The sequence below is a fragment of the Rhodococcus sp. FH8 genome (assembly GCF_019266085.1).
GTDB classification, from domain to species: Bacteria; Actinomycetota; Actinomycetes; order Mycobacteriales; family Mycobacteriaceae; genus Rhodococcus_F; species Rhodococcus_F qingshengii.
On the sequence record NZ_LPNQ01000065.1, the window covers coordinates 1 to 14,009 of the forward strand.

The window sequence follows — 14,009 nt, forward strand, 5'->3', positions numbered from 1 at the left end:
CCGCCGCCGCGGCGTTGCAGTTCGAGGGCGAGGTGCAGGGCGATGCGGGCGCCGGACATGCCGAGGGGGTGGCCGACGGCGATGGCGCCGCCGTTGACGTTGACCTTGGCGGGGTCGAGGCCGAGTTCGCGGGTGGAGGCGATCCCGACGGCGGCGAATGCTTCGTTGATTTCGACGAGGTCGAGGTCGGTGGGGTCGATGCCTTCCTTCGCGCAGGCTTTGGCGATGGCCCGGGCGGGTTGGGACTGGAGGGTGGAGTCGGGTCCGGCGACGACGCCGTGGGCGCCGATTTCCGCGATCCAGGTCAGGCCGAGTTCTTCGGCTTTGGTTTTGCTCATCACCACGACGGCGGCGGCGCCGTCGGAGATCGGGGAGGCGGAGCCGGCGGTGATGGTGCCGTCCTTGCTGAACGCGGGACGCAGTTTGCCGAGGGATTCGGTGGTGGTGTCGGCGCGGATGCCTTCGTCCTGGGCGAAGACGATGGGCTCGCCCTTGCGTTGGGGGATGGAGACGGGGACGACTTCGTTGTCGAAGAGGCCGTCTTTCCAGGCGCGGGCCGCGTTCTGGTGTGAGGCGGCGGCGAAGGCGTCCTGCTCGGCGCGGGTGATGTGGGCGGTTTCTTGTTGGTTGACTTGTTCGGTGAGCAGGCCCATGGCCTGGTCGGTGAAGATGTCGTGGAGGCCGTCGTAGGCCATGTGGTCGCGGAGGGTGACGTCGCCGTATTTGAAGCCTTCGCGGCTTTTTTCGAGCATGTGGGGTGCGCGGGACATCGATTCCTGCCCGCCGGCGACGACGATGTCGAATTCGCCGGCGCGGATGAGTTGGTCGGCGAGGGCGATGGCGTCGATGCCGGAGAGGCACACTTTGTTGATGCTCAGGGCGGGGACGTTCATGGGGATGCCGGCGGCGACGGCGGCTTGGCGGGCGGGCATCTGGCCGGCGCCGGCGGTGAGGACCTGTCCCATGATGACGTAGTCGACCTGTTCGGGTGCGACTGAGGACTTGTCGAGGGCGCCTTTGATGGCGATGCCGCCGAGGTCGGACCCGGAGAGGTCTTTCAACGATCCGAGGAGTCGACCCATCGGGGTACGAGCTCCCGCAACAATCACAGTGGTCGTGTCGGTCATGCCAGTTCAACTTTCAGTTCGGTGCCGGTTGCGGCGACTACGTCTTCGACGCTGACATCGGGGGCGAGTTCACGCAGGACGAGTGGACCTTCTTCGCTCACGTCGATGACGGCGAGGTTGGTGATGATCCGATTCACCACGCCCTGGCCGGTGAGCGGCAGGGTGCAGGCGTCAACGATCTTGGGGTTGCCGTCGCGGTCGTTGTGCTCCATGACGACGATGACGCGTCGGGCTCCGTGGACCAGGTCCATCGCGCCGCCCATGCCCTTGACCATCTTCCCGGGGACCATCCAGTTGGCGAGGTCGCCCGTCTTCGACACCTGCATACCGCCGAGGACTGCGGTGTCGATGTGGCCGCCGCGGATCATCCCGAACGAGAGGGCCGAATCAAAATATGCTGCACCGGGATTGACGGTCACGGTCTCTTTGCCGGCGTTGATGAGGTCAGGATCGACGTTGTCCTCGGTGGGATACGGTCCGGTGCCGAGAATTCCGTTCTCCGAGTGCAGGACCACACGAACGTCCGAGCCCAGGTATCCGGGAATCAGTGTGGGAAGGCCGATTCCGAGATTGACGTACTCCCCGTCGATCATCTCTGCGGCCGCCCGCGCTGCCATCTGCTGGCGCGTCCAACCCGTCACTGTCACTGGTGCGGTCATCGTGTGGTTCCTTCCGAAGCGCTGACGGTTCGCTTTTCGATTCGCTTGTTCTGAGGTCCGGTGTGGACTACGCGCTGGACGAAGACCCCAGGTAGATGCACTGACGCCGGATCGATTTCACCGGGTTCGACGAGGCGTTCCACCTGCGCGATGGTGATGCGACCGGCCATGGCAGCGAGAGGGTTGAAGTTCATCGCGGTCTTGTCGAACACGAGGTTGCCGTCGGTGTCACCGAGAACGGCGTGCACGAGTGCGTAGTCGGCGTTGATCGCCTCTTCCATCACGTAACGCTTGGTTCCGAAGACGCGAGTCTCCTTCGGAGGCGATGCAATAGCGATCGAGCCGTCGGCGTCGTAGCGCCATGGCATTCCGCCGTCGGAGATGGGGCTACCCACTCCGGCCGGTGTGAAGAATGCGGGGATTCCGGTTCCGCCGGCACGCAGACGCTCGGCGAGCGTGCCCTGCGGCGTCAGTTCCACTTCGAGTTCGCCGGCCAGGTACTGCCGGGCGAACTCCTTGTTCTCACCGACGTACGACGCGGTCACTCGTCGGATACGGCCGGCGCTCAGCAAGATGCCGAGACCGTGATCGTCGACGCCGCAGTTGTTGGAGAACACCTCGAGGTCGGTTGCACTCGTAGCTGCGATCGCGTCGATCAACACGTCGGGGATGCCGCACAAGCCGAATCCGCCGACGGCCAGCGTTGCGCCGTCGACGATGTCGGCGACCGCCTCCACTGCGGACTCGTACACCTTTGCTGTCATGTTCTCTCCCTGCCAAGCGTTCATTGAGTAGACACTCACTCACTTCGATATCCAGTGAACTATCTCCAGTTCACAGGTACAAGGAATCTCGAACATCAACCGAGAACTGATCGACTACTGATCGTCTGAAGGAATTTCGTTCATTGAATGGACGCTAGGATGGCTGCATGCCAACTCACGGGCAATCGCCGGCCATGGTCGCGCGGGTGGCTGCACTTCTGCGAGCCCTCGGCGCGTCCGAACCAACGGGCACTTCCACCACGGAATTGGGCAAGGTCACCGGCCTCGCTCGGCCCACTGCGCACCGACTGCTCACGTCCCTGGCTGCCGAAGGACTGGTCGACCGTGACGCACGAACCGGTCGGTGGTCTCTCGGCCCGGAGTTGTACCTCCTGGGGGCGGCGGCCGGAAATCGGTACGACATCACCGACCGGGCTCGCGACGTCGTCGACGAACTTGCCCGGGTCACGGGGGAGAGCGCCTTCCTGTCGGCACGCCGAGGTGACGAGACCGTCTGCATCCTGAGTCAGGAAGGCAGTTTTCCACTGCGATCTCACGTGCTGCACGAGGGGAAGCGATTCCCGTTGGGGGTCGCGTCGGCGGGGCTTGCCATCTTGAGCCATCTACCGACGCGGGACGTCGACGACTATTTCGCCCGAGTGAATCTGGAATCGGAATGGGGTGAGATCCACAGTGAGGCATCACTCCGTGAGCGAATCGAGTCGACGCGTGTCACCGGGTACGCGGTCAATCCAGCCCTCATCGTCGAGGGAAGCTGGGGGATGGGTGCCGCGGTGTTCGATCGCAACGGTCGCCCGGCCTGGGCGCTGAGCCTGACCGGAGTGGAAACACGCTTCCGGCCCGCGCGTCATGCCGAGTTGGGAACGCTACTCCTCGAGTATGCTCATACGTTGTCGAACCGACTGAAAACACATGCAGTGAACTAGCTTTCGATAAACACGCTTTAGGCAGGAGCGTTCTTTACCTTCGTGCGCACGTGTGCCTTCTCGCCTTGCGGGCCGAACAGGTGCAAGATCTCCACCACCTGTTCATCGGCAGGCCCGAACCAATGGGGCTCGGCAGTGTCGAACTCCGCGACTTCCCCGGGGTGCAGGACAACCTCGTTCGCCCCCAGGATGAGACGCAGATCCCCGGCGAGGACGTAGAGCCATTCGTAGCCGGCGTGGGTGACGAGCTTCGGTGGACGCGGCCCGATCACCTGCTTGAAGACCTGCACTCGGCCGGGATAGCGCGTCAACGGAACGACGGCACTGCCGTTCTTGCGTCGGCTCGGGGTGAGATGGACCCGAGGATCGCCCGTAGCGGGGGCGCCGACGAGTTGGTCCAGCGCGACCCGGTGCGCTCGGGCAAGCGGCAACAGCAGATCGAGGGTGGGACGACGCTTACCCGATTCGAGGCGTGAGAGTGCGCTGACGGAGATGCCGGTGGCTTCGGACAGGCCCTCGAGGGTCAATCCGCGATCGCGTCGGAGCGTGCGCAGTCTCGGTCCGATATCGGTGATCAACTGCTCGAATTCAGCATCCATGCTGTCCATCTTTGCAGTTTCCGCAAAATTTCTACCGGCTTCGGACGCTGGAGAGCAACGATCCTTTCGACAGTCGAGTACGGCAGAGCACTTCGAGAGATGGAGTCCGACCATGAAACCTTCGAGCGGGATCGAACCGCAAGTGATCGGACTCGATGCAGGGCGGCGATGGGGCATCCTGGCGATCTGCTGCACGAGCCTGTTCGTCGTCGGGTTGGACACCACCATCGTCAACGTGGCCCTGCCGACGATCGGTGAGGGATTTCGCGTCGGAACCCGTGGTCTGGAATGGGTCGTCAACGCATACACACTCGTCCTGGCGAGCTTGCTGATCTCGTCCGGAGCAGTGGCCGATCGTTTCGGCAGGAGACGAGTCTTTCAGATCGGGCTCGTCGTCTTCGGGGTGGCGTCGATTGCCTGCGCGCTCGCTCCGTCCGTCGAGATGTTGATCGCGGCGCGGATCGTCCAAGGCGTCGGCGGGTCGATGCTCAGTCCGGTTGCCTTGGCGATCGTCGTCAACGTGATGACCGACCCGAAGGAGCGGGCCAAGGCAATCGGGGTGTGGGCCGCGGTCTTCGGCCTGAGTATGGCGGCAGGGCCGATCGTCGGCGGCGTGCTCATCGAAAGTTTCGGCTGGCGATCGGTTTTCTGGATCAACGTGCCGGTGATCTTGGCCGTGCTCGTCTTGACTGCTGTGTTTGTACCGGAGTCCCGAGCGCAGCAGTCGCGACGTCTCGACCTTCCCGGTCAGTTGCTACTGGTGATTCTTGTCGGCGGGGCGGTCGCCCTTCTGATCGAGGGTCCGCGAATCGGATGGTTCTCTGCCGCGGCGACGGCAGGGTATGTCGTTGTTGCTGCAGCGTTGGCCGCATTCATCCGCGTCGAATCACGCAAGCGCGAGCCGCTGATGGATCTGGCGCTCTTTCGCCGCAGAACGTTCTCGTCGGCTGTGATCGGCGCTGTCGTGGTGTTCGTGGCGTTGAACGCGACGCTACTGCTCGGCACGTTCTACTTGCAGCACTCCCGCGGTATGAGTCCGGCCCTGGCCGGCGCGATCACCCTCCCGATGGCTGTTGCGGCAACGGTCTGCGCGCCGTTGTCCGGAATACTCGTCGGACGCTTCGGCCCGCGGCGGCCGCTGCTGATCGCCGGTAGTTTCACGACGCTCGGTGGACTGTGCCTGGTCTCGCTCGACAACAACACGGCGATTCCGATGCTGTTGGCCGCTTACCTGTTTCTCGGTATCGGATTCGGGTTCTCTAATGCCCCCATCACCAACACCGCCGTCAACGGGCTGCCGAGATCGCAGGCGGGGCTTGCCGGTGGAATAACTTCCAGTGCACGCCAATTCGGTGCCGCTCTCGGTGTGGCGCTGGCCGGCGGCATTATCGGCGGCAGTGCATCGGTGGATGTCGCGCAGGCATCGAGGTCGGGATGGATCCTGGTTGCCGGATGTGGGATCGCAGTCCTGTTAATTGCGCTCGCATCTCGGAATTCCGAGGAACTCCCCGGCTGATCACCTCGCGCGTTCGTGGGAGCTTCACCCTGCGCGGGTGATTCCAAGCGCGTGCCCAACCGATACAGATGATGGGGTATCAGATCGTCGTATCCGAGCGGGGAGTGCCATGTGCCAGACACCTAAGGACGCAACACCGGCCACAGTCACGGCGAATCGCGAGGCAGTCGCACGGTATGCCATGGACGACCGGCAGGATTTTGCCGACGCGGATCGAGGGTTGATCGCTCCGTTGCCGGGCAAGGTTGTCGCCGATGACGGGCATACGGTCTTCGATCCCGATGCGATGGCATACCTCGGTGACGATGTTGCCGCGCCGGAGACAGTCAATCCGAGCCTGTGGCGTCAAGGACAACTGATGCGCCGAGGTGGTCTGTATCAGGTGACGGATCGCCTTTACCAGGTACGGAACAACGACCTGGCAAATTTGACGGTTGTCGAAGGTGGCGAGGGACTGATCGTCATCGACTGTATGGCGGGGGTCGAATCGGCGCGCCAGGGTATGAAGATGATTCGTGAGCACGTCAGCGACAAGCCAGTTTCGGCGATCATCTACACGCACACCCACATCGACCACTACGGCGGAGTCAAAGGGATCGTCGATCTGGACGACGTGACGTCCGGGCGAGTTCCGATCATCGCACCGGGCACGATCGCGTCGTTCGACAAGTTCGCGATCGGGGAAAACGTCGTCGCCGGAAATGCCATGGCGAGACGGTCCTTCTACGCCTTCGGTGGATTGCTCGATCTCGATGCCAAAGGGATGGTTACCTGCGGCATCGGCACGATCAGCACGAAAGGTCCACTTGTCTCGTATATTTCCCCCACTGACAGCATCACGGAGACCGGAACGAAGCGTGAGATAGCCGGTCTGGAATTCGAGTTCCTCTACGCGCCGGACACCGAGGCCCCGGAGGAAATGCACATCTGGATCCCCGAACTCGCCGCGCTGACCTGTGCGGAGAATGCCAATCATTCGCTCCACAACATCCAGACCTTAAGAGGTGCGCGCACTCGCGACGCTCGGAACTTCGCGCGGTATCTGGACGAGACTCTCGAGCGGTGGGGAGACGACGCGGCTGTTCACTACGGACCGCACACGTGGCCGGTGTGGGGTAACGAGAACCTGGTGCCGTTCATCGAATCGCAAAGGGACACTTACAAGTACATTCACGACCAGGCGCTCCGTCTCGCGAACAAGGGGTACACGCCGCTCGAAGCTGCCGAGGTGATCGAACTACCGGACGAACTCGGGCGCAAGTGGTACAACCGCGGATATCACGGCACTCTGCACCACGACGTTCGCGCCGTGTACACCAAGGAACTGGGAATGTGGGACGGCGATCCGGTGTCGCTTCATCCTCATCCGCCGGTCGAATCGGCGAAGAGGTTCGTCGATCTCCTTGGCGCGCAGAAGATCCTGGACGAGGGTAAGCGGGCATTCGACGCCGCGGACTACCGATGGGCGGCAGAGATCCTGCACAAGTTGGTGTTCGCGCAACCGGAGAACGCCGAAGCGAGGAACCTGCAAGCCGACGTCTACGAGCAGATGGGCTATCAAGCCGAAGGGCCGCAGTGGCGTGGGATCTATCTCTCGGCCGCATTGGAACTACGCGAGGGCGCCCAGCCTGCCCCGTACGTCACGGCAAGTCAGGACAGTGTCCTCGCGATGCCCATCGACATCCTCTTCGACTTCGTTGCAATACATCTCATCGGCGACAAGGCCACCGACGCGGAACTGCGGATCGATTTCGTGTTCACCGATCGCGGCGACGAGGCATGGACTGCGTGGGTCAAGCGCGGTGTCCTCAATGCACGTAAGGGTGCGTCACCGAACACACAACTGACGGTCTCGGGCCCGAAGGCGGCGCTCGTGGGAGCGCTTCTTCAACCGGGCGCGGCCGCCGAACTGGCCAAGGCCGGGCAGATTTCGCTCGACGGAGACGAATCAGCGCTCGAGACGCTGGGAGGGTTGCTCGATACCTTCGATCCCAGTTTCAATATCGTCACGCCGTAACGAAGGGATAGCTTTCGATGTGTACACGCTTGGTCTACTTGGGGCCCAACGACACTGTGATCACTGCTCGATCGATGGATTGGAAGGTCGACCTCGGAACAAACCTCTGGGCATTCCCGCGCGGCATGACCAGAGAGGGCTGTGCAGGTCCGAACTCGATACAGTGGACGTCGAAATACGGAAGTGTTGTCGCGACGGCCTACGACATGTGCACGACCGACGGGGTCAACGAGGCTGGGCTGTCTGCCAATCTTTTGTGGTTGGTCGAGTCCGAGTACCCGACGTATGACGGTTCGACCGCGGGATTGTCGATCGCGGCGTGGGCGCAATACGTCCTGGATCGCTTTGCGACAGTTCAGGAAGCGGTCGAAGTGCTCGCGTCGGAACCGTTCACGGTAGTGACCGCCGCCGTTCCCGGCGAAGACCGCCTCGCAACGCTGCACATGTCGCTCTCGGACGCCGGGGGAGACAGCGCGATCATCGAGTACGTCGGTGGACGCCCGACGATTCATCACAGCCGTGAGTACCAGGTGATGACCAATTCGCCGATCTTCGATCAGCAACTCGCCGTCAACGAGTACTGGAAGCAGATCAACGGAACCGTCATGCTGCCCGGAACCAACCGTGCCGCTGACAGATTCGCGCGGGCATCGTTCTATGTGGATGCGATACCGCAGACGGACGATCCGCGGTCGGCATTGGCATCCACCTTCAGTGTTATTCGGAATGTATCGGTGCCCCTGGGTATTTCGACTCCCGACGAGCCCAACATTTCATCGACCCGTTGGCGCACCGTCGTCGATCACAAACGCACGCTCTATTTCTTCGAGTCGGCGATGACGCCCAATACCTTCTGGGTGGACGTGGCGTCGATGGATCTCGCGGAAGGGACACCCGTCCGAAGGCTCGGACTCGGACCGAACGAGAGCACCGTCTATTCCGGTGACTCCACTGACCAGTTCGAACGGGCGGAGGCATTCACGTTCGCGGGAGCATAAGGCTTCGGGGCGTAGTAAAAATCCAATCGTGAAACTTCTTGACATTTATACTCCGTTCAGATGAAACTTTGTTGCATATTCGGGTTTCGTCAACGGAGGACGGCATGGGCATCACAGTGCAGACACGGAACGATGGTGCGCAGCTCAAACGGCGCAGGGCGCTCGTCGCCGGCTCCGTCGGAAATTTCATCGAGTGGTACGAGTTCGGTGTGTACGGGTTCTTCGCGACAATCATCGCGTCGAACTTCTTCAGCGCCGACGGTTCCGGCGACCTCGAAAGCCTGATCAAGACGTATGCGTCGTTTGCGTTGGCGTTTTTCTTCCGCCCAGTGGGGGCCGCGCTGTTCGGTCGACTCGGTGACCGCATCGGCCGACGTCCCACCCTGGTGATCGTTCTTCTGCTGATGTCGGCTGCGACGACCCTGATCGGTGTGCTCCCCACCTACGAGAGCGTCGGAATTCTGGCACCGCTTCTCTTGACGGTCCTTCGAATTCTGCAGGGATTGTCGGCCGGTGGTGAGTTCGGCGGTGCGGTGTCGGTGATGACCGAGTTCGCTCCGCCCGGACGACGTGGGCTGTACGGCTCGTGGCAGTCGTTCACCGTCGCACTCGGACTGCTCGCCGGTGCGGGTATCGCAGCACTCCTCGCCACTGTCCTCGACCCGTCACAGCTCGGTGACTGGGGCTGGCGTATCCCGTTCCTCCTTGCACTGCCGATGGGGCTGGTTGCCCTGTGGCTCAGGCTCCGGCTCGAAGAAACGCCGTCGTTCGAGCGTGCTCGATCAGTCCAGTCCGAACCGACAGCTGATGCGCCGGCGCCGGTAGTGCAGCCGACTGTCGGAGAGACGGCCAGGGCGATTCTGCTCGGAATCGGGCGGTTGATGGGGTGGTCTGCTGCCGGTTACACGTTCCTCGTCGTGATGCCGACTTATCTTCAGAGTTCGCTCAACGCGACTTTTCATCAGGCACTTGTTGCTTCCGTGCTCGCCAATGCGGGCTTCGCGGTGACCATTCCGATCGCGGGTGGACTCAGCGATCGCATCGGACGACGCGCGGTCATGCTCACCGGCACCGTGATAATTCTGGTCTTGGCTCTGCCGCTGCTCAACGTCCTGCAGAACGAGCAGACGTCTTTGACAGCCAAGGGATTTGCAGTGTTTGCCGCCGGCGCCGCAGTGGGACTTGTTGCCGGACCCGGACCCGCCATGCTCTCCGAGATGTTCCCCACCTCGGTTCGGTACACCGGATTGGGACTCGCATACTCCCTGTCCAACGCGGTCTTTTCGGGCTGCGCCGGTTTGATCATCACGTGGCTGATCAAGGAAACTTCCAATCTCGATATTCCGGCCTACTTCGTGATGGCAACGTGCGCCGTCAGCGCGATCGCCTTGAGTACCTTGCGAGGGAATGCCCACAAGCGGGCACTCGTCGACTGACCGCAGTTCTTCCGAATGCCGAAACGATGCGAGTAAGGGATATTTCATGAGAGTCATCGGTCTGATGTCCGGTACTTCGTACGACGCTATCGATGCTGCCGCAGCAGACATCCGGATCGACGGGGACACTCTTGTGCTCACCCCACTGGGCATGGTCAGCGAACCGTATTCCGGTGAGTTGCGGGCTGCGGTGGCGGCTGCGGTACCGCCGGCGTCCACCACTGTCGGTCAGATCTGCCAACTCGACACCGAGATCGGACAGGCATTTGCGGCCGTGGCTGCGCGGGCGAACGAGGAACTGTGCGGTGGCAGTGCGGAATTGATCTCCTCACATGGTCAGACGATGTTCCACTGGGTCGAAGGAGCGCAAGTAAAGGGCACTCTTCAGCTCGGGCAGCCGGCCTGGATAGCCGAGAAGACCGGATGCACGGTCGTGTCGGACCTGCGCTCTCGCGACGTGGCGACGGGTGGTCAGGGTGCACCACTGGTCAGTGCGTTCGACGTATTGTGGCTCAACGGAAGAACTTCGGGTTCCGTCGCGCTCAATCTCGGTGGCATCGCGAACGTCACTGCTCCGGGAGGCGCTCCGACATCGACGGCAGATGGTGCCGCAGTACCGATTGCCTTCGACACCGGCCCCGCAAATGCGTTGATCGACGCTGCGGTAAGCGAATTCACCGCGGGGGAGCAGTGGTTCGATCTCGGAGGTGCTCTGGGCGCAGCCGGCACACCGAACGTCGATCTGCTCGCACAACTACTGAGCGAACCGTATTACGCGCAGCCCGCTCCCAAGAGCACAGGCAAGGAATTGTTCCATCGGGACTACCTACTCGCCGCACTGCGGGGCTACGAATCCTTGTCTCTGGCCGACATCGTCGCGACACTGACTGCACTGACCGCCCGGACCGTCGCCGATTCCGTCAAAGCGCTGGCGGCTACCGAAGTGGTGGTGTCAGGCGGTGGCACCAAGAACCCGACGTTGATGGCGATGCTCCGTGACGAACTGGGCGACATCGCGCTTGTCTCTTCGGACGAGCTCGGCGTCACTTCCGACATCAAGGAAGCATTGGCTTTCGCGGTTCTCGGCTATCTCACCGCACACGGATTGCCTGGAAGCATTGCTTCGTGCACCGGTGCGCGTCACGCCAGTGTGCTCGGATCTCTGACGCCAGGAAGCCGTGGGCTGCCTAGAATCACATCGGTGCCGTCAGCTCCGAAAACGATGCGAATCGAGGCGTTATGACTTTGGACCGGAGTGCTCCGGCGTCCGTCGACCTGCTTGCTCGTATTCGTGCATCACTGAGTAGCCTCTCGCCTGCCGAGCTGCGGATCGCCGAAATCATCGAAGCCGACCCCAGTCTGGCCTCCACCCTGACGGTCAACGACCTCGCCGAACGAGCGTCGACAAGCACGGCGACAGTGGTCCGCACAGCCAAACGACTCGGTTTCGAGGGTTATCCACAGCTTCGTCTCGCGCTGGCGGCGATCAGCGGGTCCGGTACAGAGAACACGATTCCGCTCGGTGTGGACATCGTTGCTGCCGACTCGGCCGGTGAGGTGATGGCCAAGCTCGCCGAGTTCGAATCCGAACAACTCAAGGGCACGGCGCAATTGACAGATCCTGCTGCGCTCGAAGAAGTTGTGTCCCGGATTCGATCCGCCCGCCGCGTCGAGGTCTACGGCATCGGCGCCTCTGGCATCGTCGCGCAAGACCTCACGTTGAAGCTCTCTCGCATCGACGTCAACTGCCGGGTTCATCTCGACCGAGACGCGGCCATGGTCAGCGCCAGCTTGCTCGGACCGGACGACATCGCAGTGGGGATCTCACATTCGGGTGAGACTTCGGATGTCGTGGAACCACTTGCCCTTGCGCGTCGAACCGGGGCGTCGACGGCTGCGATCACCGGAGGGGTACGATCGACGCTCGCCGTGCAGTCACATCACGTTCTGCTCACTGCCGGTAGAGAATTCGGTTTCCGATCGGCTGCGATGGCAAGCCGCACCGGTCAGCTGTTGGTAGTCGACACAATTTTTGCGATGGTGGCGCACTCGCTGCCCAGCGCACTCTCTGCTCTGCAACGAAGCCATGATGCCATTGCTTCGAAGCGGCACTGACGAGGAGTCGTCGCTGTGAGTACTGACGAGGAGTCGTCGCTGTGAGTACTGACGAGGAGTCGTCGTAATGAATATCGATCGAGGAGGACTCGCCACAATGCAATTGGAAATGCTCTCCACCGAGAGACCCAACCCTCTGACCCGCGATCTCGATGTCATGTCGGTGTCGGGTCTGCTGACGGTGATGAATCAACAGGACGCAATCGTGGCCGGCGCGGTGGCAGCGGTACTACCCGCCATCGAAGCCGCAGTCGACTTGATCGTCGCGGCCCGAGCACAAGGTGGTCGACTGATCTACCTGGGAGCGGGGACAAGTGGGCGTCTGGGAGTTCTCGACGCGGTGGAATGCCCTCCGACGTTCGGGACCGATCCGGGCGAGGTGATCGGCATCATCGCCGGTGGCCCTGGAGCGTTTCTGAACGCCGTCGAGGGGGCAGAGGACGATCCGCGAGCGGCTGGGGTCGATCTCGACGCAATCTCGTTGAACGCCAACGACGTCGTGGTGGGTCTGGCTGCCAGCGGTCGTACCCCCTACGTCATCGGGGGACTCGATCACGCCCGCGAACTCGGCGCTGCAACAGTGGCAGTCTCGTGCAACCGGAACGCGGCAATGAGTTCTCACGCCGGCGTGGCCATCGAAGTGGAGACCGGCCCCGAAATCCTCACCGGATCGACGAGGCTCAAGGCCGGAACTGCGCAGAAGATGGTGTGCAACATGCTCTCCACGGCGAGTATGGTTCGCTCCGGGAAGGCATTCCACAATCTGATGGTCGATCTTCGGCCGACCAATGCCAAGCTTGTCGATCGTGCGAACCGGATCGTCGCGGCAGCCACCGGAGTCGATACCGAGATCGCTGCGGAGACCATCGACAATGCCGATGGTCATGTGAAGGCAGCGGTCGTCATGTTGTTGGCCGAATGCGACTTCGCCGAAGCAACCGAACTGTTGGACCGCGCTTCGGGTTCGGTACGTGAGGCCATCGTCGGAGCCGGCAAGAGCAGTGAGGAAGTCTGAATGGAAATCGTCATAGTTCCCAGTCCGGAGGACGGCGGGCGAATCGCTGCAGATATCGTTTGTGGCGCAATCGAAAACGGAGCGCGGACGCTCGGCCTCGCGACCGGATCGTCACCGCTGCACACGTATCGAGAGCTGATCAAGAGGCATCGAGAATCGGGAGTGTCGTTCGCGGCGATGAGCGCGTATCTTCTCGACGAGTATGTAGGTCTCACGTCCGATCAGCCGCAGTCCTACGCGCACACCATCCGCACGGAACTCGTGGATCACCTCGACATCGACAATGCGCGAGTGTTCAGCCCCGACGGCGGGGCCGCGGATCCCAGTGACGCTGCCCGGCGTTACGACGCTGCCATCGCCGAAAACGGTCCCATCGACGTGCAGATCCTCGGCATCGGCCTGAACGGACACATCGGTTTCAACGAGCCCTCCTCCTCGCTTGCATCGCGCACCCGAGTGAAGACCTTGACCGAGAGGACCCGCGCCGACAATGCACGGTTCTTCGCAGACCCAGCCGACGTACCGCATCATGTGATCACGCAAGGGCTCGGAACCATCAGTGATGCACGGCATCTCGTCCTGATCGCGGACGGCGCCCGCAAAGCGCCCGCCGTCCGGGCCGCGGTCGAAGGTCCGGTCTCGGCATTCTGCCCGGCGTCGGTGCTGCAGCTGCATCCACACGTGACCGTCATAGTCGACGAGGCAGCTGCCGGCGAACTCCAACTAGCGGACTTCTACCGCTACACAACCGAGCACAAGCCTGCAGAGCAGGGTTACTGAAAAGCGGGCTGCTGAAAGCGGACTTGATCTCCAGCG

The 14,009-nt window shown here is 62.2% G+C and carries 13 protein-coding genes; 9 read left to right on the plus strand and 4 right to left on the minus strand.

Features of this window, described 5'->3' with window-relative positions:
• The 3 genes from ATN38_RS14315 to ATN38_RS14325 form a co-directional block, all read right to left on the minus strand.
• Positions 1 to 1,127, minus strand: a 1,127-nt coding sequence (locus ATN38_RS14315) for an acetyl-CoA C-acetyltransferase (protein WP_218748154.1), incomplete at its 3' end; no start/stop codon positions are given.
• Positions 1,124 to 1,786, minus strand: a complete 663-nt coding sequence (locus ATN38_RS14320; protein WP_007726396.1) for a 3-oxoacid CoA-transferase subunit B — start codon at positions 1,784 to 1,786, stop codon at positions 1,124 to 1,126. The genes ATN38_RS14315 and ATN38_RS14320, both read right to left, overlap by 4 nt.
• Positions 1,783 to 2,550 carry a CoA transferase subunit A gene (locus ATN38_RS14325; RefSeq protein ID WP_218748155.1) on the minus strand — a complete coding sequence of 256 codons (768 nt, stop codon included), beginning with the start codon at positions 2,548 to 2,550 and terminating at the stop codon, positions 1,783 to 1,785. Before ATN38_RS14325 ends, ATN38_RS14320 begins: the two co-directional genes overlap by 4 nt.
• A gap of 167 nt (positions 2,551 to 2,717) precedes the next feature.
• On the opposite strand from ATN38_RS14325, the gene ATN38_RS14330 reads away from it, so the two are divergent.
• A complete protein-coding gene (locus ATN38_RS14330) occupies positions 2,718 to 3,497 on the plus strand; it encodes an IclR family transcriptional regulator (RefSeq protein ID WP_063314910.1) in 780 nt (259 codons plus the stop codon).
• A 17-nt stretch (positions 3,498 to 3,514) separates the two neighbouring features.
• Here ATN38_RS14330 and ATN38_RS14335 read toward each other — a convergent pair whose 3' ends face one another.
• Entirely contained in the window at positions 3,515 to 4,096 is a 582-nt protein-coding gene (locus ATN38_RS14335) for a helix-turn-helix domain-containing protein (protein ID WP_042453490.1), read from the minus strand.
• A 112-nt stretch (positions 4,097 to 4,208) separates the two neighbouring features.
• Here ATN38_RS14335 and ATN38_RS14340 point away from each other — a divergent pair, with 112 nt between their 5' ends.
• From ATN38_RS14340 to nagB, 8 genes are all read left to right on the plus strand, one after another.
• On the plus strand, positions 4,209 to 5,612 hold the full coding sequence (locus tag ATN38_RS14340) for an MFS transporter (RefSeq protein WP_161120327.1): 1,404 nt from the start codon (positions 4,209 to 4,211) through the stop codon (positions 5,610 to 5,612).
• A gap of 109 nt (positions 5,613 to 5,721) precedes the next feature.
• Positions 5,722 to 7,629 (plus strand): alkyl/aryl-sulfatase, encoded by a 1,908-nt coding sequence (locus ATN38_RS14345; protein ID WP_042452401.1) that lies wholly within the window; start codon positions 5,722 to 5,724, stop codon positions 7,627 to 7,629.
• Between the two features lie 17 nt (positions 7,630 to 7,646).
• Positions 7,647 to 8,627, plus strand: coding sequence for a linear amide C-N hydrolase (locus tag ATN38_RS14350; RefSeq protein WP_218748157.1), 981 nt, complete (start codon positions 7,647 to 7,649; stop codon positions 8,625 to 8,627).
• A gap of 104 nt (positions 8,628 to 8,731) precedes the next feature.
• Entirely contained in the window at positions 8,732 to 10,063 is a 1,332-nt protein-coding gene (locus ATN38_RS14355; protein WP_042452397.1) for an MFS transporter, read from the plus strand.
• A gap of 46 nt (positions 10,064 to 10,109) precedes the next feature.
• Positions 10,110 to 11,306, plus strand: a complete 1,197-nt coding sequence (locus ATN38_RS14360) for an anhydro-N-acetylmuramic acid kinase (protein ID WP_042452394.1) — start codon at positions 10,110 to 10,112, stop codon at positions 11,304 to 11,306.
• Positions 11,303 to 12,178 (plus strand): MurR/RpiR family transcriptional regulator, encoded by an 876-nt coding sequence (locus ATN38_RS14365; RefSeq protein WP_047269009.1) that lies wholly within the window; start codon positions 11,303 to 11,305, stop codon positions 12,176 to 12,178. Before ATN38_RS14360 ends, ATN38_RS14365 begins: the two co-directional genes overlap by 4 nt.
• A gap of 97 nt (positions 12,179 to 12,275) precedes the next feature.
• Positions 12,276 to 13,193 carry an N-acetylmuramic acid 6-phosphate etherase gene (murQ, locus tag ATN38_RS14370; RefSeq protein ID WP_039972677.1) on the plus strand — a complete coding sequence of 306 codons (918 nt, stop codon included), beginning with the start codon at positions 12,276 to 12,278 and terminating at the stop codon, positions 13,191 to 13,193.
• Positions 13,194 to 13,973, plus strand: a complete 780-nt coding sequence (nagB, locus tag ATN38_RS14375) for a glucosamine-6-phosphate deaminase (protein ID WP_003941456.1) — start codon at positions 13,194 to 13,196, stop codon at positions 13,971 to 13,973. It begins immediately after the preceding gene.
• Positions 13,974 to 14,009 lie beyond the last annotated feature (36 nt).